The 22,347-nt window shown below is 69.8% G+C and carries 15 protein-coding genes; 9 read left to right on the top strand and 6 right to left on the bottom strand.

The window, feature by feature from the left end:
- Positions 1-112: 112 nt before the first annotated feature.
- Both AC2S9W_RS19470 and AC2S9W_RS19465 read right to left on the bottom strand, forming a co-directional pair.
- Positions 113-1,600: an AMP nucleosidase gene (locus AC2S9W_RS19470; RefSeq protein WP_076076659.1), complete on the bottom strand. Its 1,488-nt coding sequence runs from the start codon at positions 1,598-1,600 to the stop codon at positions 113-115.
- Positions 1,601-1,673: 73 nt separating this feature from the next.
- The gene (locus AC2S9W_RS19465) at positions 1,674-2,153 is read right to left on the bottom strand and encodes a peroxiredoxin (RefSeq protein WP_067109558.1); all 480 of its coding nucleotides are present in this window, start codon (positions 2,151-2,153) and stop codon (positions 1,674-1,676) included.
- A gap of 285 nt (positions 2,154-2,438) precedes the next feature.
- On the opposite strand from AC2S9W_RS19465, the gene AC2S9W_RS19460 reads away from it, so the two are divergent.
- A complete protein-coding gene (locus AC2S9W_RS19460) occupies positions 2,439-3,002 on the top strand; it encodes a YqgE/AlgH family protein (RefSeq protein ID WP_076076657.1) in 564 nt (187 codons plus the stop codon).
- Positions 3,003-3,006: 4 nt separating this feature from the next.
- Here the strand turns inward: AC2S9W_RS19460 and AC2S9W_RS19455 are convergent, their stop codons facing one another.
- Positions 3,007-3,405: a hypothetical protein gene (locus AC2S9W_RS19455; protein ID WP_076076656.1), complete on the bottom strand. Its 399-nt coding sequence runs from the start codon at positions 3,403-3,405 to the stop codon at positions 3,007-3,009.
- A 483-nt stretch (positions 3,406-3,888) separates the two neighbouring features.
- On the opposite strand from AC2S9W_RS19455, the gene ahcY reads away from it, so the two are divergent.
- The 8 genes from ahcY (at position 3,889) to trxA (ending at position 17,739) form a co-directional block, all read left to right on the top strand.
- Entirely contained in the window at positions 3,889-5,298 is a 1,410-nt protein-coding gene (gene ahcY / locus AC2S9W_RS19450) for an adenosylhomocysteinase (RefSeq protein WP_076076654.1), read from the top strand.
- Positions 5,299-5,935: 637 nt separating this feature from the next.
- Positions 5,936-8,299: a sensor histidine kinase gene (locus AC2S9W_RS19445; protein ID WP_104959833.1), complete on the top strand. Its 2,364-nt coding sequence runs from the start codon at positions 5,936-5,938 to the stop codon at positions 8,297-8,299.
- 345 nt (positions 8,300-8,644) lie between these two features.
- On the top strand, positions 8,645-9,094 hold the full coding sequence (tsaE, locus tag AC2S9W_RS19440) for a tRNA (adenosine(37)-N6)-threonylcarbamoyltransferase complex ATPase subunit type 1 TsaE (RefSeq protein ID WP_076076650.1): 450 nt from the start codon (positions 8,645-8,647) through the stop codon (positions 9,092-9,094).
- The gene (locus AC2S9W_RS19435) at positions 9,091-10,080 is read left to right on the top strand and encodes an aminoglycoside phosphotransferase family protein (protein WP_104960368.1); all 990 of its coding nucleotides are present in this window, start codon (positions 9,091-9,093) and stop codon (positions 10,078-10,080) included. The genes tsaE and AC2S9W_RS19435 overlap by 4 nt, the downstream gene beginning before the upstream one ends.
- Positions 10,077-10,796, top strand: coding sequence for a nucleotidyltransferase family protein (locus tag AC2S9W_RS19430; protein WP_286750304.1), 720 nt, complete (start codon positions 10,077-10,079; stop codon positions 10,794-10,796). The genes AC2S9W_RS19435 and AC2S9W_RS19430 overlap by 4 nt, the downstream gene beginning before the upstream one ends.
- Before the next feature lie 128 nt (positions 10,797-10,924).
- Positions 10,925-13,897 carry a double-strand break repair protein AddB gene (addB, locus tag AC2S9W_RS19425; protein WP_234002463.1) on the top strand — a complete coding sequence of 991 codons (2,973 nt, stop codon included), beginning with the start codon at positions 10,925-10,927 and terminating at the stop codon, positions 13,895-13,897.
- On the top strand, positions 13,897-17,355 hold the full coding sequence (gene addA, locus AC2S9W_RS19420; protein WP_486571437.1) for a double-strand break repair helicase AddA: 3,459 nt from the start codon (positions 13,897-13,899) through the stop codon (positions 17,353-17,355). Before addB ends, addA begins: the two co-directional genes overlap by 1 nt.
- Before the next feature lie 63 nt (positions 17,356-17,418).
- Positions 17,419-17,739, top strand: coding sequence for a thioredoxin TrxA (gene trxA, locus AC2S9W_RS19415; protein WP_067112728.1), 321 nt, complete (start codon positions 17,419-17,421; stop codon positions 17,737-17,739).
- 172 nt (positions 17,740-17,911) lie between these two features.
- On the opposite strand, the gene argJ is transcribed toward trxA, so the two are convergent.
- From argJ to AC2S9W_RS19400, 3 genes are all read right to left on the bottom strand, one after another.
- Positions 17,912-19,138, bottom strand: a complete 1,227-nt coding sequence (gene argJ / locus AC2S9W_RS19410) for a bifunctional glutamate N-acetyltransferase/amino-acid acetyltransferase ArgJ (RefSeq protein ID WP_076076640.1) — start codon at positions 19,136-19,138, stop codon at positions 17,912-17,914.
- 294 nt (positions 19,139-19,432) lie between these two features.
- Positions 19,433-20,869 (bottom strand): aldehyde dehydrogenase family protein, encoded by a 1,437-nt coding sequence (locus tag AC2S9W_RS19405; protein ID WP_076076637.1) that lies wholly within the window; start codon positions 20,867-20,869, stop codon positions 19,433-19,435.
- Between the two features lie 95 nt (positions 20,870-20,964).
- The gene (locus AC2S9W_RS19400; RefSeq protein WP_076076634.1) at positions 20,965-22,275 is read right to left on the bottom strand and encodes a M20/M25/M40 family metallo-hydrolase; all 1,311 of its coding nucleotides are present in this window, start codon (positions 22,273-22,275) and stop codon (positions 20,965-20,967) included.
- Between the last annotated feature and the right edge of the window lie 72 nt (positions 22,276-22,347).

Genomic DNA, 22,347 nt, shown 5'->3' with positions numbered 1-22,347 from the left:
CCGTTCGTGTCGAGCGAAGTCGAGACACCCATCGGTACGGCGCCACATTGATGGGTGTCTCGACTTCGCTCGACACGAACGGAAGAAGGGAGGGGGCGACTGCCCCCGCCGCTCAACGGAACGGCGGTTCGTTGAATGCGCGCAGCTTGCGGCTGTGGAGTCGCGGGCCTTCGTCGCGCAGCATCTCGCAGGTGCGGATGCCGATCTGCAGATGCGCGGCGATCGCCTCCTCGTAGAAACGGTTCGCCTGTCCGGGCAGCTTCAGTTCGCCGTGCAGCGGCTTGTCGCTGACGCAGAGCAGCGTGCCGTAGGGAACGCGGAAACGGTAACCCTGTGCCGCGATGGTGGCGCTTTCCATGTCGATGCCGATCGCGCGCGATTGCGAGAAGCGCAGCGCCGAGTCGGTGAAGCGCAATTCCCAGTTGCGGTCGTCGGTGGTGACGACGGTGCCGGTGCGCATCCGCTTCTTGAGGTCGGCGCCGCTCGTTCCCGACACCGCCTCCGCCGCGCCGGCGAGCGCCTGCTGCACCTCGGCGATGGGCGGGATCGGGATTTCGGGCGGCAGCACCGAATCGAGGATATGGTCGTCGCGCAGATAGGCGTGGGCGAGCACATAGTCGCCGATGCGCTGGCTGGGGCGCAGCCCGCCGCAATGGCCGATCATCATCCACGCCTCCGGCCGCAGCACCGCGAGGTGATCGCAGATCGTCTTGGCGTTCGACGGGCCGACCCCGATGTTGACGAGGGTGATGCCGCTGCCGTCGGGCGCGATCAGGTGATAGGCGGGCATCTGGTGCCGCCGCCATGCGCTGTCGGCGACGAGCGCGCTCGCATCGACGCCCGCCCGGTCGACATAGAGGCCGCCCGCGCCTGCGAGCGCCGTGTAGCGATCCCGCCCCACCTGCGCGCCCGCCCAGGCGACGAACTCGTCGACATAGCGATGATAGTTGGTGAACAGGATATAGCGCTGGAAATGCTCGGGCGCGGTGCCGGTGTAGTGGCGCAGCCGCGCGAGGCTGAAATCGGTGCGCAGCGCATCGAACAGCGCGAGCGGCAGCGACGCCGCGGGGTCGGCGCCGAACAGCCCGTCGGCCAGCTCGTCGCCGATGTCGGCGAGGTCGGTGGTCGGGAAATGACGCGCGAGTTCGAGCGGGGTGACGCCGCCCATGTCGGACCCGTCGCTCGCGTCGAGCACGTAGGGGAAGGGGATCTGCTGCCCGGTGCGCGTCACCTCCAGCGTCATGTCGTAATGACGCACCAGCAGGCTGAGCTGTTCGCGCAGATAGGCTTCGAACAGGTCGGGGCGGGTGACGGTGGTGACGAATTCGCCCGCGCGCTCGAAATGACCGAAGGCCAGATTATGCCCGCCCTGGCCGTCGCGGAACTCGCCATTGGTGACGAGGCGCAGCGCCGGATAGTCGAACAGGCCGGTCGCGGCGGCGTCCGCCGGGGGCAGGGTGCCGTCGTGCACATAGGCGGCGATCGCCGATTTGAGCGCGACGACCGCGTCGCGGAATTTCGTCTTCAGTTCGGCGATGATCGTTTCGACGAGCGCGTCGGTATCGGCGATGTCGGGAGAAAGCGATGAAGGCGATGTCATCGCGGCGCTCTTGCACGAAATCGGGGCAAAAGGGAAGGGGGCGGGCCTGCCGTCGGCGCCCGCCCCGCCCCGATCAAAGCTGCTCGAGCATATGGTCGGCGCTCGACACCTTGAATTCGCCGGGGGCCTCGACGTTGAGCTGTTCGACGACGCCGTCGTTGACGATCATCGAGAAGCGCTGGCCGCGCTTGCCGAGGCCGAAGGCGGTGCCGTCCATCGTCAGCCCGACCGCTTCGGCGAAATCGCCGTTGCCGTCGGCGAGCATCGTCACCTGATCGGCGCCGGCATTCTTGCTCCACGCGCCGAGCACGAAGGCGTCGTTGACCGCGGTGCAGGCGATCTCGTCGATGCCCTTCGCCTTCAGTTCGTCGGCCTTGTCGACATAGCCCGGCAGGTGCTTCGCCGAACAGGTCGGCGTGAAGGCGCCGGGAACCGAGAAGAGCGCGACCTTGCGGCCCTTGAAATAATCGGCGGCGTTCACCTGTTCGGGGCCGTTCTCGGTCACCTTCACCAGCTTGGCGTCGGGCAGCTTGTCTCCGGTCTGGATCGTCATGTCGGCATCCTTTCATCGAGGGGATTGGAATGGCGGTGACATCGGATTGTGACGGGCGCGAGTCAAGCGGGACGGGGTCGCGGGTCATTTTGAATATGATGCGTCCACCCGATCTCCCTTCCCGCAAGCGGGTGGGGGCGGGGGGTGACGGTGCGTCTGCCCACCCCGCTGCGGCTAGGCAGCAAGCTGCCAAGCCTCGCTGCCCCTCCCGCTTGCGGGAGGGGGGAGAGCGAGATTGCGGCAAAGGCGCTGGACCCGGGCGGCGCGCGCGTCCATGGTGCGGCGATGGAATCCACCCCTGCCTGGTTCACCGGCCAGTTGCTGCTCGCCCTGCCGGGGATCGGCGATCCGCGCTTCGAGCAGGCGGTGATCGCGATGATCAGCCACGATGCGGAGGGCGCGATGGGGATCGGGGTTGCCGATCCGATCGACGGCATGACCGTCGGCGCGGTGCTCGATCAGCTCGACATCGCGCACGACGATCCGCTGGAGCAGCCGGTGTTCCTGGGCGGGCCGGTCGAGCCGTCGCGCGGCTTCGTCCTCCACAGCCGCGACTGGGGCGGCGAGGGCGCGGTGCAGGTCGCCGACCGCTGGATGTTGTCGAGCTCGCACGACATATTGCGCGCGATCGGCGAAGGACGCGGCCCGACGCGATGGCTGGTCGCGCTCGGCTATGCCGGCTGGTCGCCGGGTCAGCTGGAGGACGAGATGGTGCGCCACGGCTGGCATGTCACGCCGGGCAGCGACGCGCTGCTGTTCGAAACCCCTCCTGCCCGGCGCTGGCAGGCCGCGTTCGCGGAAGCCGGCGTCGACGCCCGCCTGCTCACCACCGAGGGCGGCGAAGCCTGACCGATCAGCGCGCGAGCGCGAGCAGCGGCTGGCCGCCGCCGAGGCGCGCCAGCGCGGTGCGGGCCGCCCAGCGCGAATCCATATAGCGGCCGTCGGCGAGTTCGAGGTCGTAGCGGATCGGGCTGGCCGCCGCCGCTTCATAGGCCGCCGCCGCATCGGCGGTCCGGCCGAGCCGGGCATAAGCGGTGCCGAGATTGATCAGCCGCGACGGGTCGCGCGCGTCGAGCGCGGCATTGCCGGTCAGCTTCGTCACCGCGGCCGTATTCTCGCCGGCCCGAAGCTCGGCATAGGCGACCGGCAGCACCGTCGAATCGGCCTGCGGCGCGGTGACGACGACGATCGATTGCGCCGCGGCGGGGCTCGCGAAAGCGACAGCGAGCAGCGGCAGCATGATTTTCTTCATTTCCTATCTCCCCGAAACTTTGGCCGATTTTCCATCGCAATCGGGAAAAAGTCAATATTTCCAAGCAGTTGTAACAATATTGTCACAATAGGCGATTACGCTCATCGCATGGCGCATTATAAGTCAGGATTATCAATATCCTGACGATGCCTGACTGCGACCGCGCGCTGCCATGCGCAGCTGTCACATATCGGACGAGGCGAAAATTTTTTCGTGTGCGTTCCGGATGGAATGCGATTCGCACGGGCGTTCCGCATCAAGCCCGATCGCCGCGCGGCTTCACGGTTCGCGGGTGGCGATCCGGTCGACGTCATGCGACGGCCTCGGTTCGACGCTGTGGTTCAACAATGTGGCTCAACAGTGTTTGGGGCGCGATATAAAGAAAAGTTTATATTTGAACGCCGAGCCGCTTTCGGCTAGGGCGCCGCGCATCATCGCCGGTCGCGTGCGCGCGGCCGTGCCGCCTGACAGGAGACATGAATCGTGGCCACTCTTGCCGCCGAAACCCGTGACTATGTGATCGCCGACATCGGCCTTGCCGACTTCGGCCGCAAGGAGATCGCGATCGCCGAAACCGAAATGCCGGGCCTGATGGCGCTGCGCGAGGAATATGGCGCCGCGCAGCCGCTGAAGGGCGCGCGCATCACCGGGTCGCTGCACATGACGATCCAGACCGCGGTGCTGATCGAAACGCTGATCGCGCTGGGGGCCGAGGTGCGCTGGGCGACCTGCAACATCTTCTCGACCCAGGACCATGCCGCCGCCGCGATCGCCGCGGGCGGCACACCGGTGTTCGCGGTGAAGGGCGAAAGCCTTGCCGACTATTGGGACTATGTCGGGCGCATCTTCGACTGGGGCGACGACCAGACCGCCAACATGATCCTCGACGACGGCGGCGACGCCACCATGTTCGCGCTGTGGGGCGTGCGGGTCGAGGCGGGCGAGGCGCTGTTCGAGCCCACCAATGCCGAGGAAGTCGAATTCGTCCGCGCGCTCAAGGCGTTCCTCGCCGCCAAGCCCGGTTATCTGACCAAGAGCGTCCGCAACATCAAGGGCGTGTCCGAAGAGACGACCACGGGCGTCCACCGCCTCTACCAGATCGCCAAGGAGGGCAAGCTGCCCTTCCCCGCGATCAACGTCAACGACAGCGTCACCAAGTCGAAGTTCGACAATCTCTATGGCTGCAAGGAATCGCTGGTTGACGCGATCCGCCGCGCCACCGACGTGATGCTGGCGGGCAAGGTTGCGTGCGTCGCGGGCTTCGGCGACGTCGGCAAGGGCTCGGCGGCGAGCCTGCGCAACGGCGGCGCGCGCGTGCTCGTCACCGAAGTCGACCCGATCTGCGCGCTGCAGGCGGCGATGGAGGGCTATGAGGTGGTGACGATGGACGAGGCGGTGACCCGCGCCGACATCTTCTGCACCGCGACCGGCAACGCCGACGTCATCACCGCCGAGCATATGGCGGCGATGAAGCCGATGGCGATCGTGTGCAACATCGGCCATTTCGACAGCGAGATCCAGATCGCGGCGCTCGCCAACTACGACTGGACCGAGGTCAAGCCGGGCACCGACCTGGTCAAATTCCCCGACGGCAAGGAGATCATCATCCTTGCCAAGGGCCGGCTGGTCAATCTCGGCTGCGCGACGGGCCACCCGTCGTTCGTCATGTCGTCGAGCTTCACCAACCAGACGCTCGCGCAGATCGAACTGTTCACCAAGGCGGGCGAGTATCAGAACGACGTCTATGTCCTGCCCAAGCATCTCGACGAGAAGGTCGCGGCGCTGCACCTCGAAAAGCTGGGCGTGAAGCTGTCGAAGCTGACGCAGAAGCAGGCCGACTATATCGGCGTGCCGGTCGAGGGGCCGTTCAAGCCCGACCATTACCGCTATTGACGCTTCCGGCTTCGGCGCGGACGATTTCGCGCCGGGACCGCGGCGATCGCGGAGAAAGGAAGAGGGCGGCCTGGTCGCCCTCTTTTTCGTTCGGTTCGCCGAAAACCCGTGTCCGCGGCCGGTCGAAAATTTTCTTCGTCATTGCGAGCGGAGCGAAGCAATCCAGGGCGGTTTACCCGGACTCTGGATTGCTTCGCTCCGCTCGCAATGACGATTCAAGGCCGTGTCATCAGGCTTAGAGCATCGTGCGTTAAACCTGCATCATCCTTTCTGCCGTTCGGGCTGAGCTTGTCGAAGCACCGTCCTTCTTCTTGCGTCTCGAAAGAAAGAACAGCCCCCTTCGACTGCCTTGCAGGCGCTCAGGACAGGCTTCGACAGGCTCAGGGCAAACGGTTCAGATTTAGCGCACGATGCGCTAAGCCATCGAGCCCTATATCCGACCTGTCGTTGCGTTCGTGTCGACCAAGTCGAGACACCCATCGAACTTCCACCACGCTCGGCTTTTCCACAGCCGCGCGCCCATCGGAAGGCGGGGCGCGGCAACCGGCGCCGACATGCGATTGAAACATCCCCGCATCGCCGGTAGGGCATCGGTCATGCGCGCGGAACGGCCGGACATGCGAGGATGCGAAACGGGATGAGCGATCCGCTTTCCCCGGCATCGCTGTTCGCGCTCGGCCTGTTCGCCGCCCTGTGGCTGATCGCCGGACTGTGGGCGGTCGGACGCGGCATCGCGATGCAGCGGCGCTCGGCCTTCGTCGCCGGGCAGACCGAGCGGCTGGCGAGCCTGGTCGAGGCGTCGCCGCAGCTTCCCGTCATCGTCCGCGCCGACTGGCGGATCGAGGCGGGCGAGCGGCTCGGGCGCTGGCTCGGGCTCGACGGCGGTCCGCGCAATTTCGACGAACTGCGCGGGCTCGATGCCGGGCTCGACGCCGCGGGGCACGAAGCGCTGCGGCAGGCGATCCTCGGCGCGCAGCGCGGCGCCAAGCCTTTCACGCTGAACCTGACGCCGCGGGGCGGCAGCCGCACCATCGTCTTTCAGGGCATGGCGGCGCCGCCGGCGGTCGGCGGACCGGGCAGCGTGCTGCTGTGGCTGAGCGATGCGACCGATGGTCAGCAGGCGCTCGTCCGCGCGCGCGCCGAGCGCGACGAGGCGATGGCGGCGTTCGAAGCGCTGTCGGGGCTGATCGAGGCGGCGCCCTTCCCGATGTGGTTCCGCGAGACCGACATGCGGCTCGCGCTGGTCAACGCCGCCTATGTCCGCGCGGTCGAGGCGAAGAGCGCCGCGGCGGTGATCGACGAGGGCACCGAGCTGTGCGAGCCCGTCGCCGGGGTCAGCGCGACCGACGCCGCAGAGGCGGCGCGCGCCGCCGGGTCGGCGCAGCAGCGGACCGTGCCGGTGACGATCGAGGGCGAGCGGCGGATCATGCGCGTCGTCGACGTGCCGCTGGCGCCCGAGGGCGGGCGGGTGATCGGCATCGCCGGCTATGCCATCGACATTCAGGAACTGGAGAGCGAGCGCGGCGCGCACCGGCGCTTCGTCGATACCCAGCGCGAACTGCTCGACCGGCTGTCGGCGGCGGTCGCGCAGTTCGGCCCCGATCAGGAACTGGTCTTCGCCAACCTGCCGTTCCGCCGCCTCTTCGCGATCGGCGCCGACGAGGTGGCCGAGGCGCGCTCGTTCGCGCGGTTGCTCGATGCGTGGCGCGACGCCGGGCGGACGCCCGAGGTGCGCGACTATCCGCAGTGGCGGCAGGCGCATGTCGACTGGTTCGCGCGTGCCGAGGCGGGCGAGGAGGAATGGCTGCTGCGCGACGGCACCCACCTGCACGTCGTCGCCCAGCCGACCCCCGACGGCGGCCTGCTGCTGATCGCCGAGGACCGCACCGAGCAGGTGCAGCTCGCCTCGACGCGCGACACGCTGCTGCGCGTGCGCACCGCGACCTTCGACAATCTGTTCGAGGCGGTCGCGGTCTTCGCCCCCGACGGGCGGCTCCACCTGTGGAACCAGCGCTTCCGCCGGCTGTGGAGCGTCGACGAGCCGACGCTGGCCGCGCATCCGCGCGTCGACCAGCTGATGAACGGGCTGGCCGACCGGCTCGCCAAGCCCAACCAGATCAGCATCGTGCAGGAGGTAATCCGCGCCGCGACGCTCGAACGCCAGCAGCGCGTCGGGCAGATCCGCTTCCGCGACGGGCGTCATTTCGATTTCGCGGCGATCCCGCTGCCCGACGGCAACGCGCTGCTGATCATGCTCGACGTCACCGACAGCCGCAAGATCGAGGGCGCGCTGCGCGAGCGCAACGAGGCGCTGGAGGCGGCGGACAAGGTCAAGACCGCCTTCCTGTCGCGGATGAGTTACGAGCTGCGGACGCCGCTGACCTCGATCGGCGGCTTCGCCGAAATGTTGCAGGCGGGCTATGCGGGCAAGCTCGGCGAGCAGCAGCAGGCCTATGTCGATGCGATCATCGATTCGGTCGGCGTGCTGTCGCGCCAGATCGACAATGTGCTCGACCTCGCGCAGGGGGAGGCGGGGACGCTGGCGATCGAGCGCGCGCCGGTCGATGTCCGCGTGCTGCTCGACGCCGCGCTCGGCGACGCCGGGGCGCTCGCGGGGGACGAGAAGGTCGAGCTGGTCGGCCAGCTTGCCGATGGGCTCGGCCGGATCGACGGCGACGCGCCGCGGCTGTCGCGCCTGTTCGCCGGGCTGCTCGACAATGCGATCCGCTATACCGCGCCCGCGCGGCGCGGCGACGGCCGGGTGCTCCTGCACGCCGACGGCGATGCGCGGGGGGTGGAGATCGTCGTGTCCGACAATGGGCCGGGGCTTCCCGAAGCGGTCGCGGCGGTGACGCGCGGCGAGCAGGCGGGAACCCAGAGCGGTGGCATCGGCATAGCGCTCGCGCGCCAGCTCGTCGCTGCGCACGGCGGGACGATGGAGGTGCTGAGCGAGAAGGGGCAGGGAACGCTGGTGCGCATCCACCTGCCGCGGGGCGCGTGACGTGCGATCGAGCGCGGTGACCGAGCCCTGTCGTTCTTCCGCGGCGAAAAAGGATTCGCGCAGAGGCGCGGAGATCGCAGTGATTTTTGTTCACGCGGAGACGCGGAGACGCGGAGATGTCGTGATTGCCGCGAAGCGGCTTTCTCTATTCGACCTCGCGTCCGGCCGTGCCGTATGGGATGAGAGTGGGCCTGTCGGCCCGAACCTCCATCTCCGCGTCTCCGCGTCTCTGCGTGAATCCTCACAACCTTCTCTGCGATCTCCGCGCCTCTGCGCGAATGATCTCCCGGTTCGCCGGAGCAGGCGATGCTGTCGCCCGCAACCTCCGCAAAGGCGACGGTAATCATGCAAACGCGCCACCCCTACGCGCTCGAAGACGCCGGCCGCATCGGCGCCGCGATCGGCGCGGTGCTGGTGCCCGGCGACGTCGTTCTGCTGTCGGGCGATCTCGGCGCGGGCAAGACGACGCTGGCGCGCGCGATGCTCAAGGCGCGCGGGCTGGCGGGCGAGGCGCCGAGCCCGACCTTCGCGATCGTTCAGCCCTATGCGCCGCCCGAGGTCGATCTGCCCATCGCCCATGTCGATCTTTATCGCATCGAGCGGGCGGACGAACTGATCGAGCTGGGGCTCGACGATTACCGGCATGACGGCGCGCTGCTGATCGAATGGCCCGAGCGGCTGGGGCCGGAGGGCTGGCCCGATGCGCTGGCGCTGACGATTTCGGGCAGCGGCGACGCGCGCGTCTTGACAGCGCAGGTGCCGGCGGCTTGGGAAGCGCGATGGCCGCTTCGATGATTCCGCCCGCCGATGCCCCGGCGTTCCTTGCCGCGCACGGTTGGGGCGACGCGCAGATCCTGCCGCTGGCGGGCGACGCCTCCTTCCGCCGCTATTTCCGGGTCGTCGGCGACGGCCGGCAGGCGGTGCTGATGGACGCCCCACCGCCGCACGAGGACCCGCGCCCCTTCGTCGCGGTGGCCGAATGGCTGTGCGCGCAGGGGCTGACCGCGCCCGCGATCCTCGCGCGCGATCTGGAGCGGGGGCTGCTGCTGATCGAGGATTTCGGCGACGTCCGCCTGCGCGAGACGCTCGACGAAAGGCCGGAGGCCGAGGCCGGCTATTATGCGGGGGTGGTCGACCTGCTCGCGCGGCTCCACGCGCGCCCGGCGATGCCGGAACTGCCGGTGCACGGGCTCGACCAATGGCTCGACGAGGTGATGCTCTTTCCCGACTGGTACGCCCCGGCGCTGGGGCTGGAGGTCGATCGCGATGCGTTCCGCGCCGCGTGGGAGGCGGCGCTGGCGCCGGTCGCCGCCGACGGGATCGCGCGCGTCACGGTGCTGCGCGATTTCCATGCCGAGAATATCATGCTGCTCGGCGGGCGAGAGGGCATCGCCCATTTCGGCCTGCTCGACTTTCAGGACGCGCTCGTCGGCCATCCCGCCTACGACCTCGCCTCGGTGCTGGAGGATGCGCGGCGCGACGTGACCCCGGCGGTGGAGGCCGCGATGCTCGACCGCTATGTCGCCGCGACGGCGCGCGACGACCGCTTCCGTGCCGCCTATTGGGCGCTGGCCGCGCAGCGCAACACGCGCATCCTCGGCGTCTTCGTGCGGCTGTGGAAGCGCGACGGAAAGCCGGGATACCGCCGGTTCCAGCCGCGCATGTGGGGCTTGCTCGAACGCGACCTGACGCATCCCGCGCTCGCGCCGGTGAAGGCGTGGTTCGATGCCCATGTTCCCGCCGGGAAACGGGCGGAGGCCTGGAAGGTGACGGAAGCATGAGCGCGACGATCGAAAGCGCGATGGTGATGGCGGCGGGGATCGGCAAGCGGATGCGGCCGCTGACCGCGACGCGGCCCAAGCCGCTGGTGCGCGTCGCGGGCAAGCCGCTGATCGATCACAGCCTCGACCGGATCGAGGCGGCGGGCATCGGCCATGTCGTGGTCAACGTCCATTATCTGCCCGACGCGCTCGAGGCGCATCTCGCGGCGCAGCGGCGGCCGTTCGACATCGCCATCTCCGACGAGCGCGACCGGCTGCTCGAAACCGGCGGCGGGATGGTCAAGGCGCTGCCGCTGCTGAAGGGCGATCCGATGCTGATCGTCAACAGCGACAATATCTGGACCGACGGGCCGCAGAACAGCATCCGCAGCCTGGCGCATCACTGGGACGGCGCCGCGATGGACGCGCTGCTGCTGGTGGTCGAGCATGCCAGCGCGCGCGGGCATGGCGGGCAGGGCGATTTTCACATGGACGCGGCGGGGCGGCTGTCGCGGCGCAGGCCGGGCCGCGTCGCGCCCTTCGTCTTCACCGGCATCCAACTCGTGTCGCGCCGTTTTCTGGACGACGCGCCGGAGGGGGCGTTCTCGACCAACATATTGTGGGACCGTGCCATCGCGGCGGGCCGCCTCTACGGCCTCGCGCACATGGGACAATGGTTCGATGTCGGCACCCCGGCGGCGATCGCGCCGACCGAGGCGGCGCTGGGCGGGGTTTGACGGATAGAGCGCCATCCCAATTGGCCGTTCGTGCTGAGCTTGTCGAAGCACCGTCCTTCCTTCAACGTAGAAAAGAACGGCCCTTCGACAAGCTCAGGGCGAACGGATAAAGGAAGTTACGAATTTCCGTGACCGTGCTTCGTCCCGCCATCTTCTCCATCCCGATCCATCGGGCTTTCGCCGACGCGCTGGCGGCGGGGCTGATCGCGCGCTTCGCCGACGGGGCGCTCGGCCTTGCCGAAGGATTGATCCTGCTGCCGAGCAATCGCGCGAAGAGCGCGGTGCAGGCGGCGTTCGTGCGTGCGGGCGGGGCGGGGCTGCTGATGCCGCGGCTCGCGGTGATCGGCGACGCCGACCTCGACGAGAGCGTCGCGCTGGCGCTCGATGCGATCGACGAGGCCGAACCGCTGCCGCCCGCCATCGACCCGCTGCGTCGACGCCTGCTGCTCGCCGAACTGATCGAACGGTACACGCCGGAGGGCGAAGCGGCGATTACGGGCGCCGCCGCCTTCCAGCTTGCCGACGGGCTGGCGCGCGTGATCGACCAGCTCCATTATGAGGAGCGGACGGTGTCGGCGCTCGTCGATCTCGACTTGGGGGCCTTCGCCGGCCATTGGCAGGCATCGCTCGCGCGGTTGCGGCTGCTCGTCGACCATTGGCCGGGCGTGCTCGCCGCCACCGGCAGCATCGACCGCGCCGAGCGTCGCAACCAATTGCTCGACCGCGTGCGCGAAGGCTGGCGCAAGGCGCCGCCGGCGCGCTTCGTGGTCGCGGCGGGGATCACCACCGCGGCGCCCGCCGTCGCTCGGCTGCTGCGCACCGTCGCCGGAATGGAGCGCGGCATGGTGGTGCTGCCCGGGCTCGACCCGGTCATGGCGGCAGAGGAATGGGACGCGCTCGGGCCGACGCGATCCGATGCCGACGATCCGGCGCGCCCGCTCGAAACGCATCCGCAATATCATCTCAAGCTGCTGCTCGACCGCATGGGCGCGAGCCGCGACGAGGTTCAGGCGTGGGATGCGGTGTCCGATTTCGACGGGCCGGAGGCGCGCACGCCCTTCGTTTCGTTGCTCTTCGCGCCCGCCGCCTATAGCGCGCAGTGGCAGGCGGCGGGCGACCTGTCGGCGGCGACCGCCGGCCTGTCGGGCGCCGTCTTCGCCGACGCCGGGCAGGAGGCGCAGGGGATCGCGCTGCTGATGCGCGAGGCGATCGAGACCCCCGGGCGCACCGCGGCGCTGGTGACCCCCGATCGCGCGCTGGCCGAACGGGTCGCGGCGGCGCTGACGCGCTGGGGCATCGCGGTCGACGACAGCGCGGGCCAGCCGCTCGCGCAGACGCCGCCTGGCGCCCTGTTGCTGCTGCTCGCCGGGCTGGCGGCCGATTTCGATCCGGTCGCGCTGGTGTCGCTGCTCGGCCATCCGCTCGTGCGCAAGGGAGAAGAGCGCGCTGCGTGGCTCGACCAGGTGCGGCGGCTCGACCTGCTGCTGCGCGAGCCGGGGCTGACGCCGGGCTGGGCGGGTGTGACGGCGCGCATCGTGGCGCGTGCGGCGGACCCGAAGGCGCGCGGGCACGCATTGGCGGCGGCGCTCGGGCCATGGTGGGACGAGCTGTCGGAGGCGCTCGGCGCGACGCTGGCGCCCTTCGCCGCCGGGCCGACGCCGCCCGCGACGCTGCTCGGCGCCTTGCAGGCGGGGCTCGAGCGGCTGACCGGCGACGCGGTGTGGGCCGGACCGGCGGGGCGGATGCTCGCCGAACTGTTCGACGCGTGGGCGCTCGCGCGCGGCGCGGGCCCGGAGCGCGTCGATCCGGCCGATTTTCCCGCGATGCTCGGCCAGCTGTTGGCGCAGGCGAGCGTGCGGCCCCCCTATGGCGGGCACCCGCGGCTGTTCATCTGGGGCCTGCTCGAAGCGCGGCTGCAGCGCGCCGACCTGATGATCCTCGGCGGGCTCGACGAGGGCCGCTGGCCCGCCGCGACGCAGCCCGACCCGTGGCTCGCGCCCGGCATCCGCCGCCTGCTGGGCCTGCCGGCGCCCGAGCGGCAGCAGGGGCTGGCGGCGCATGATTTCGCCGGGGCGCTCGGCGCGCGCGAGATCGTCGTGACGCGCGCGCAGCGCAGCGGCGGCGACCCGGCGGTCGCGTCGCGATTCTGGCTGCGGCTATCGGCGCTGGCGGGCGACCTGACCGAGCCCGCCCCCGGCGGCGTGCCGCTGACCCGCCTCGCCGCCGAACTCGATGCGCCGCCGGGCGAGCCGCGGCCGACGCCGCGGCCGCGCCCCGCGCCCCCCGCCGCCGACCGGCCGCGCCGGATCAGCGTCACCGCGCTCGACCGGCTCGCGCGCGATCCCTTCGCTTATTATGCGAACCAGATGCTCGGCCTGTCGCCGCTCGACCCGCTCAGCGCCGCGCCCGATCCACGCTGGCGCGGCACGCGCATCCACCAGTTGTTCGAGGACTGGGTGCGCGGCGGCGCGACGCGCGAGGGGTTCGAGGCCGAAATCGCCGCGCTGCGCACCGACCCGGCGCTCGACGCCATCGCGCGCGCCTTCTGGCTGCCGCGCATCGAGCCCGCGCTGCGCTGGGCGGCTCAGCAGGTCTGGAGCGCCGAGGGGCGCCGGCCGCTCGCGGTCGAGGCGCGCGGTGAGTTGACCGCCGACGGCATCACGCTTCACGGCAAGGCCGACCGGATCGACCGCAACGAGGACGGCAGCCTCGCCATCGTCGATTACAAGTCGGGGGGCGCGCCGAGCGCCAAGGCGGCGCACGACAGGCTTGACAACCAGCTCGGCCTGCTCGGCCTGATCGCGCGCGCGGGCGAGATGGAGAGAATCGCCGCTGCGCCCGTCGCGAGCCTCGAATATTGGAGCCTGCGCCCCGACCGCCGCGCGGGCGGCGCCGGGAAGATATCCCGCACCTATGGACCGCGCGGCGGGCTCAAGAGCGCCGAAGAGGCGATCGACCACGCCGCCGGGGCGCTCGTCGATCTCGCCGGCCGCTATCTGCTCGGCGACGCGCCGTTCGCGCCGGGCGAGGTCGCGGGCCCCGGCGATTACGACCAGCTCATGCGCCGCGACGAATGGTTCGGGCGCGGGGAGGGCGAGTGATGGCGAAGCCCGCTGGCCTCGCGACGCTCGATCCGCGGCAGGGCGCCGCCGCCGATCCCGCGCACCATGTCTGGCTCGGCGCGTCGGCGGGCACCGGCAAGACGCAGGTGCTTTCGGCGCGCGTGCTGCGGCTGATGCTGGGCGGCGTATCGCCCGAAGCGATCCTGTGCATCACCTTCACCAAGGCGGGCGCGGCCGAGATGGCGCACCGCATCCACGAACGCCTCGCGGCGTGGGTGCGGATGGACGAGGGCGACCTGCGGCTCGACCTGCACGCGCTGGGGCTCGACTGGCAGCGGCCGGGGCTGATGACGCGCGCGCGGTCGCTGTTCGCGACGGTGATCGACAGCCCCGGCGGCGCGATCCGCGTCCAGACGATCCACAGTTTCTGCCAGACGCTGCTCGCCAGCTTTCCGCTGGAGGCGCGGCTGCTCCCCGGTTTCCGCGCCATCGAGGAGGATGAGGCCGGAGCCCTGCAGCGCGAGGTGCTGAGCGACCTGCTGAGCGCGCAAGGCGGGGAAGATGGCGCTGACCTCAGCGACGCGGCGGCGATGCTGTCGCGGCGGCTCGGTCCCGAATCGGCGCTGTCGTTCCTGTCGAGCTGCGCGGCGGCGTTCGGCGGGCCGCGCGCGCTGCTGCCGCCGTCGGCGCGCGACCTGCGCGACGCTTTCGACCTGCCGGTGGGCGACCCCGATGCGTGGCTCACCGATCAACTGGCGGCGGGGGCGATCGCCGATGCCGACATCCGCGCGGTGGCGACGAGCGGCGCGGCGTGGGGTACCCGAACCGGAGAGGCCTGTTCGGACAAGATGGTCGGCTGGCTGATGGCCGATCCCGGCGCGCGCGCGGCGATGCTCGACGACCTCATCGGCTGCTTCCTGACCGGCAAGGGCGATCTGCGCGCGGATTTCGCGGGCGATAAGGGCCGGATGACCGATTGCGTCGATTCGGCGGTGCGGATCGTCGAGGCGGCGGCAGGTCTGCGGGGCACCGCGACCGCGATGCGCGTCGCCGACGAGCTGGCGGCGGCATGGAAGCTCGGGAGCCGGTTTGCCGAGGGCTATGCGCTGGCGAAGCGGACACGCGGGCTCGCCGATTTCGACGACCTCATCACCCTCGCGGGCAGCCTGCTGCGCGTCAGCAGCTTCGGCGAATGGGTGCGCTTCAAGCTCGACCAGCGCACCGACCATATCCTCGTCGACGAGGCGCAGGACACCAACATGCGCCAGTGGGGCATCGTCCTGTCGCTCGCCGAGGAGTTTTTCGCGGTCCATCGCGACGATATGGAACGCGCGCGCACCCTGTTCACCGTCGGCGACCGCAAGCAGGCGATCTTCGGCTTTCAGGGCACCGAACCGAAAGCCTTCGCGACCGCGCGCGACCTGTTCCATGCGCTGGGCGATCGGGCGGGGCAGGCGTTCCGCCAGGTCGATCTCGTCTCCAACTATCGCTCGACCCCGGCGGTGCTCGAAGTCGTCGATACGTGGCTCGCGGCGGGCGGCACCGCGGCGATGGGGCTGGACGGCGACGAACCGCCGCACCGCCCCTTCCGTTCGAACCAGGCGGGGCAGGTCGAGCTTTGGGCACCGCTGCCGGTAGGCAAGGCGCTCGATACGGAAGCCGACGGTGCGGGCGAGGCGGGCGACGAAGGCGCCGGGGGCGATAGTGGCGCGCCCGCCTCCGACCCCGCGAGCATGCGGCTCGCGCGCGCGATCGCCGACGAGGTTCGCGACTGGATCGCGAACGGCAAGGATGGCCGCCCGGTCGCGCCCGGCGACGTGATGATCCTCGTCCGCCGCCGCCGCGACCTCGCGGCGCGGATCGTCGCGCGCCTGCAGGCGCTGCACGTCCCGGTCGCGGGCGTCGACCGCTTCGCGCTGACCCAGCCGCTTGCGGTGCAGGACCTGATGGCGGCGATGCGCTTTGCGGTGCAGCCGTTCGATGACCTCAACCTCGCGGCGCTGCTTGTCTCGCCGCTGATCGGCTGGACGCAGGACGAGCTTTATGCGCGCACCCGCGGACGCGGGCGCGCCGCGATCTGGGAGCATCTGCGCAGGACCGAGGGCGACCTGCCCGCCGCGACGATGGAGGCGCTGCGCCACCTGCTGGCGATGGCCGATTACACCACGCCCTTCCGCTTCCTCGAAACCTTGCTGTCGGGGCCCATCGACGGGCGGCGCAGACTCTATGCGCGGCTGGGGCGCGAGGCGCGCGACCCGATCGACGAACTGCTGAGCCAGGCGCTCGCCTTCGAGGCGCGCGAGACGGTGTCGCTGCTCGGCTTTCTCGCCAGCGTCGAGGGCAGCGCCGCCGAGATCAAGCGCCAGACCGAGGCGCGCAGCGACGTGGTGCGCGTGATGACGGTGCACGGGTCGAAGGGGTTGCAGGCGCCGATCGTCATCCTGGCCGACGCGACCGACGACGCTGGGATCGGGCACCGGCCCTTCACCGTCGACGTCGCGGCGTGGGAGAAACTGCCCGTCTTCGCGCTGCCCGGCGACGAACGCCACGGCGCGCTCGCCGACGCCTATGAGGCAGCGGCGCGCGCGGCGACCGAGGAGCATTGGCGGCTTTTCTATGTCGCGATGACGCGGGCCGAGGAGATACTGGTCGTCGCGGGGGTGACGAAAACGCCCGACCGGTCGGTCCCCGCGGCGAGCTGGCACGCCGCGGCGCAGGGCGCGCTCGAGGCGATGGGCTGCGATTGGGAAGAGGCGGGGCCACAGTGGGGCCGCCGCCGGGTCCACCGCGTCCACGCCGGCCGATGGGCGCGCCGCGAGCGCGAGGCGAAGGCCGCGCCGCCGCCGTTCGTATTGCCCGCCTGGGCGCACCGGCCGGCGCCGGAAGAGGCGCGGCCGCCGCGGCCGCTCGCTCCGTCGGCGCTCGGCGAGGACGAAGTGGCGACGCCGCCGCAAGGCGGTGCGCGCGCCGCGGCGGTCGAGCGCGGGCTGCTGCTCCACGCGCTGTTCGAGCGCCTGCCGTCGGTCGCGTCCGACCGCCGCCGCGCCGCCGCGCTACGCTGGCTCGCGGCGCAGGCGCCGGCGCTGTTCGAGCGCGATCGCGCGGCGATGGCGGACGAGGTGCTCGCGGTGCTGGGCGATCCGGCGCACGCGGCGCTGTTCGGCCCCGGCAGCCTCGCGGAGGTGCCGCTGTCGGCGGTGGTCGACGGCACGGTGGTGGCGGGGATCGTCGACCGGCTGCTCGTCACCGACGCGCGCATCCTCGTCATCGACTACAAGACCGGGCGGCGAGTGCCCGAAAGCGCGGCAGACGTCGCGCCCGCCTATCTGCGCCAGATGGCCGCCTATCGCGAAGCGCTGAGGGTGATCTTCCCGGGGCGGGCGGTGGACGCGGCGCTGCTTTATACCGCGGGGCCGACGCTGATCGGGCTCGACGCTGCGGTGCTGGCGCCGCACAAGCCGGGCTTGGCGGCAACCAAGGCGAATTTGCCGGATTGACCCCTTGAGCCGAACGCGCGCGCGCCCTAGCTTGGCATCAAACATATATTCAGGAGTTTCCCCATGGGTACCAAGGCGATCACCGACGCAAGCTTCCAGGCCGATGTCCTCGACAGCGACACCCCCGTCCTCGTCGATTTCTGGGCCGAATGGTGCGGTCCGTGCAAGATGATCGGCCCGGCGCTCGAAGAAATTTCGGACGAACTCGCGGGCAAGGTGGTGATCGCCAAACTCAACATCGACGACCATCCCGACGCCCCCGCGCGCTATGGCGTGCGCGGCATCCCGACGATGATCCTGTTCAAGAATGGCGCGATCGCCGAAACCAAGGTCGGCGCCGCGCCCAAGAGCGCGCTCAAGGGTTGGCTCGAAGGGGCGCTGTAACTCTGCATTCCCCTAATTCCGTTTGTGCTAAGCTTGTCGAAGCACCGTTCTTCCTTCAGCGACGCCCGAAAGAAAGAACGGCCCCCTTCGACTGCCTTGCAGGCGCTCAGGACAGGCTTCGACAAGCTCAGGGCGAACGGATTTTCGATGATCCCGATTATTGCAAAACTGATCAGCTTCGATAGTCGGCGTTGATGCTGATGTAGCCGTGGGTCAGGTCGCACGTCCACACGGTCGCGCGGCCTTCGCCGAGGCCAAGGTCGGCGCCGATGCGGACGGCCTGCCCTTTCAGATGTGCCGCGACCGGCGCCTCGTCATAGCCCTCGACCGGCAGGCCGTCCTTCGCGACCCAATGGTCGCCGAAGCGGATCGCCAGCCGATCGCGGTCGGCGGGTTCGCCGGCCTTGCCCACTGCCATCACGACGCGGCCCCAATTGGCGTCCTCGCCCGCGACTGCGGTCTTGACCAGCGGCGAATTGGCGATCGACAGCGCGACGCGCTTCGCGCTTTCGTCGCCGGTCGCGCCGGTCACCTGCACCTCGATGAATTTCGACGCGCCCTCGCCGTCGCGCACCACCTGCTGCGCAAGGTCGAGCGCCACCTGCCGGATCGCGGCATGCAGCGCGTCGGCGCCGGCGTCGTCCCATGATTCGAGGCGCGTGTTGCCCGCCTGCCCGGTGGCGAACAGCAGGACCGTGTCGCTGGTCGAGGTGTCGCTGTCGACGGTGATGCAGTTGAACGTTCCGCCCGTCGCCTCGCTCAGCATTTCCTGTAACAGCGCCGGCGCGACCGCGGCGTCGGTGAAGATGTAACCGAGCATCGTCGCCATGTCGGGGGCGATCATCCCCGATCCCTTGACGATCCCCGCGACGTGGACGGTGCGGCCGCCGACGACGGCGCTCGCCGCGGCGCCCTTGGCGAAGGTGTCGGTGGTGCCGATCGTTTCGGCAGCGGCTTCCCACGAACAGGGATCGGCGGTCAGCGCCGCCGCAATGCCCGCACGCGCCTTGTCCTTGGGCAGCGGCACGCCGATCACGCCGGTCGAACTGACGAACACCTCGTCGTCCTTGCAGCCGAGATGCTCCGCGACCTGCGTCCTGATCTGCTCGACCGCCTCGCGCCCGCGATAGCCGGTGAAGGCGTTGCTGTTGCCCGCGTTGACGATCAGCGCGCGCGCGGCGCCGTGCTTCACCTGCTCGCGGCCCAGTTCGACCTCCGACGAACAGCAGATGTTGCGCGTGAACACGCCCGCGACCGCGGTGCCGGGCGCCAGCTCGACATAGGTGAGGTCGCAGCGGTCCCATTCCTTGTAACGCGCACGCGCGACGCGGCGCGTCACCCCGGCGATGTCGGGCAGGGCGGGGAAGGCGGCGGGGGCGAGCGGGGAACGGGTGGTCATGGGGCGCGTGTAGCGGCTCTTCCCCCAACGCAAAACCCCTCCCGTTTACGGGAGGGGCAGCGAGACTTGGGCGCTTGCGCCCTAGACATCGATGACTTTGGATTGACCCCCTTCGTCATTGCGAGCGGAGCGAAGCAATCCAGAGCGGTTTGCGCACGCCCCTGGATTGCCGCGCGGCTTCGCCGCTCGCGGGTGACGAGTCCATTCGATGGCACCACGCCCTGGTCGCAGCGGGGTGGGCCAATGCGACGTCGCGGCCCACCCCCGACCCCTCCCGCAAGCGGGAGGGGAGACTTACGCCGGAATGCCGCTGATCGCCTTCATTTCCATGAAGTCCTTGAGGCCGAACAACCCGCCTTCGCGGCCGTTGCCCGACTGTTTGTAGCCGCCAAACGGAGCGCCCGGCGCGGGGCCCCAGTTGTTGACCGCGACCATGCCCGCGCGCAGCTTCGGCGCGACTTCGGCGGCCTTGGCGGGGTCGCCCGACACGACGGCGGACAGGCCGTATTCGGTGTCGTTGGCGATCTCGACCGCTTCGTCGAGGTTCGAATATTCCATGATCGTCGCGACGGGGCCGAACACTTCCTCCTTCGCGATCCGCATGTCGGGGGTGACGCCCGAGAAGACCGTCGGCTTGATGAAATAGCCGCGGTTGACGTTGCTCGGCAGGCCGGTGCCGCCGGTCTCCAGCGTCGCGCCTTCGTCGATCGCCGACTGGATCAGGCCCTGGATCTTGTCGAACTGCGCCTTGTTGACGACCGGACCGATGTGACCGCCCTCCTGGGTCGGATCGCCGACCTGCGTGCCGTCGAACATCGCCTTGATGACGCCGACCGCTTCCTCCTTGCGATCCTTGTGGACAAGGATGCGCGTCGGCGCGATGCAGCTCTGCCCGGTGTTGACGAGCACGCCCTGCACCGTCGGCGGCAGCACGGCGCCCAGGTCGGCGTCGGGCAGGACGAGGTTCGGCGACTTGCCGCCCAGTTCCTGATGGACGCGCTTGACCGTGTCGGCCGCCGCCTTGGCGACGAGGATGCCGGCGCGGGTCGATCCGGTGAAGCTCACCATCTCGATGCCGGGGTGTGAAGAGATTGCGTTGCCGACGGTCGGGCCGTCGCCCTGCACCAGATTGAACACGCCCGGCGGCACGCCCGCGGCGTCGAGGATTTCGGCGAAGATCACCGCGTTGCCGGGGCATTCCTCCGACGGCTTGAGGATCATCGTGTTGCCGGCGGCCAGCGCGGGCGCGACTTTCAGCGCGATCTGGTTGAGCGGCCAGTTCCACGGCGTGATCATGCCGACGACGCCGATCGGCTCATAGACGACCTTGTTCGCGCCATGCTGCTCGCTGAACTCGAACGTCTTGAGCGCCTCGATCGTGCCGAGGAAACCGCCGATGCCGGCACCGACCTGCGCGGTGCCCGCGAAGCTGACCGGCGCGCCCATTTCGGCGGCCATCGACCTGGCGAGGTCGGGGCCGCGCTTCTTATATTCCTCGACGATGCGGCCCATCAGCGCCAGCCGTTCCTCGCGCGTCGTCTGCGACCAGCTCTTGAAGGCCTCGCGCGCCGCGGCGACCGCGGCGTCGACGTCGGCGGCGGTGCCGAGCACGACGGTCGAAGCGGCTTCCTCGGTCGCGGGGTTGACGACGTCGTGCAGCCTGCCGCCCTTGCTGTCGACCCACTGGCCGCCGATGTACTGCTGTTTCAGGTGGGTTTCGGTATCGCTCATCGTCTGTCTCCCATCGGCGCGGAATTGCGTATCGGATTGCTACCTAATCACTGTGGACCATGAATCAAGCTGGGCCAACTGCGAAAGCTGGCGGGTCAGCGCTTTTCGGCCGCGAGGCGGGACATCAGGATGGCGGCGCGGGTCGCCTGCCGCGCGATGCTGGGCAGGTCGACCGCCTCGCCCGGCGCATGGTCGCCGGTCGACCAGGGGCCGAGGCCCGCGAGCCCGTCGACGTCGGCGGCGACGAAGCTGATGTCGCCTGCGCCGCGCTTCAGCGGATCGAGCGCCGCCATCTCGGGCAGGCCGAGGTCGCGGTTGACGCCGTTCAGCTTCACCAGCAGCGCCCTGTTGCCCTCGGTCGGCGCCATCGGCGGATAGCCGCCGGGATCGAAGCTCAGCGTCGCGCCGGTTTCCGGCGCGTGATCCGCCACGATCTGTGCCATCTTCGCCCGCACCCGCTGCGATTGCTCGATCGACAGCGTGCGCAGGTCGCCGCGGGCGATCGCGATCGGCGGAATGATGTTGGTCTTGCCCGTCGCGGCGCCGCGGATGCCGCCCGCGTCGAGGCTCGCGGTCTCGCCACCGGCGATCAGCCCGACGTTGAAGGTCAGGTTGGGTTCGGGCAGTTCGGTGCGAAAGCGCTGGATGATGCGCGTCAGCTCATAGATGGCGCCGTCGCCGACCCCGGCGCCGAAGATGCCCGAGCTGTGGCCCGTCCGGCCGGTCGCCGTGACCGTCCAGCTTTCCGACGAGCGCCGCGCGATCGACCCCATGTCGGCGCCGCCGTCGCGCACCAGCCCTTCGAAGTCGAGCGCGACGTCGCTGCGCTTGCCCGCTTCGATCAGGTCGGCGCGCGCCTTCTCGATCGGATCGCCCGCATCCTCCTCGTCGCCGGTCATGTGGATTTCGATGTTGGCGTCCTTCAGCGTCCCCGCCGCCTTCATCGCGCGCAGCGCGGCGAGGATGACGACCATTCCGCCCTTGTCGTCGCCCGCGCCCGGGCCTTCGCCCCGGTCGCCCTTGCGGGTGAAGGTCTGGAACGGCGAATCGGGTTCGAACACCGTGTCGAGATGCGCGATCAGCAACAGGCGCCTGGTGTCGGGGCGACCCTTGTGCACCGCGATCAGATGGCCCGCGCGACCGGTCTCGGGGGTCGGTTTCCACGTCACCTCGAACCCCAGCGGCTCGAGTTCGGCGCGCATCATCTGGCCGACCTTCTCGACCCCTGCGAGGTTGAGCGAGCCGCTGTTCTGATTCACCAGCCGTTCGAGCAGCGCGATCGAGCGGTCCTGCTCGGCCGCGACCGTCTTCGCCATCGCGCTTTCGGCCTTGCTGAGTTTCGCCTGCGCGGGCGGGACGAGCGCGAACTGGAGGGCGAGCAGGGCGACGAACGGCAGCGATTTCATGAGCGACTCCTTGCGAGGGGTCGCTCCTTGTGCCGACTCGGCGCTGGGGCGGCAAGTCGCCGCGGGGATTTT

The organism is Sphingopyxis sp. 550B, from assembly GCF_057401805.1.
Note: the sequence above shows the minus strand (reverse complement) of the source record. Positions and strands in the feature narration are given on the sequence as shown.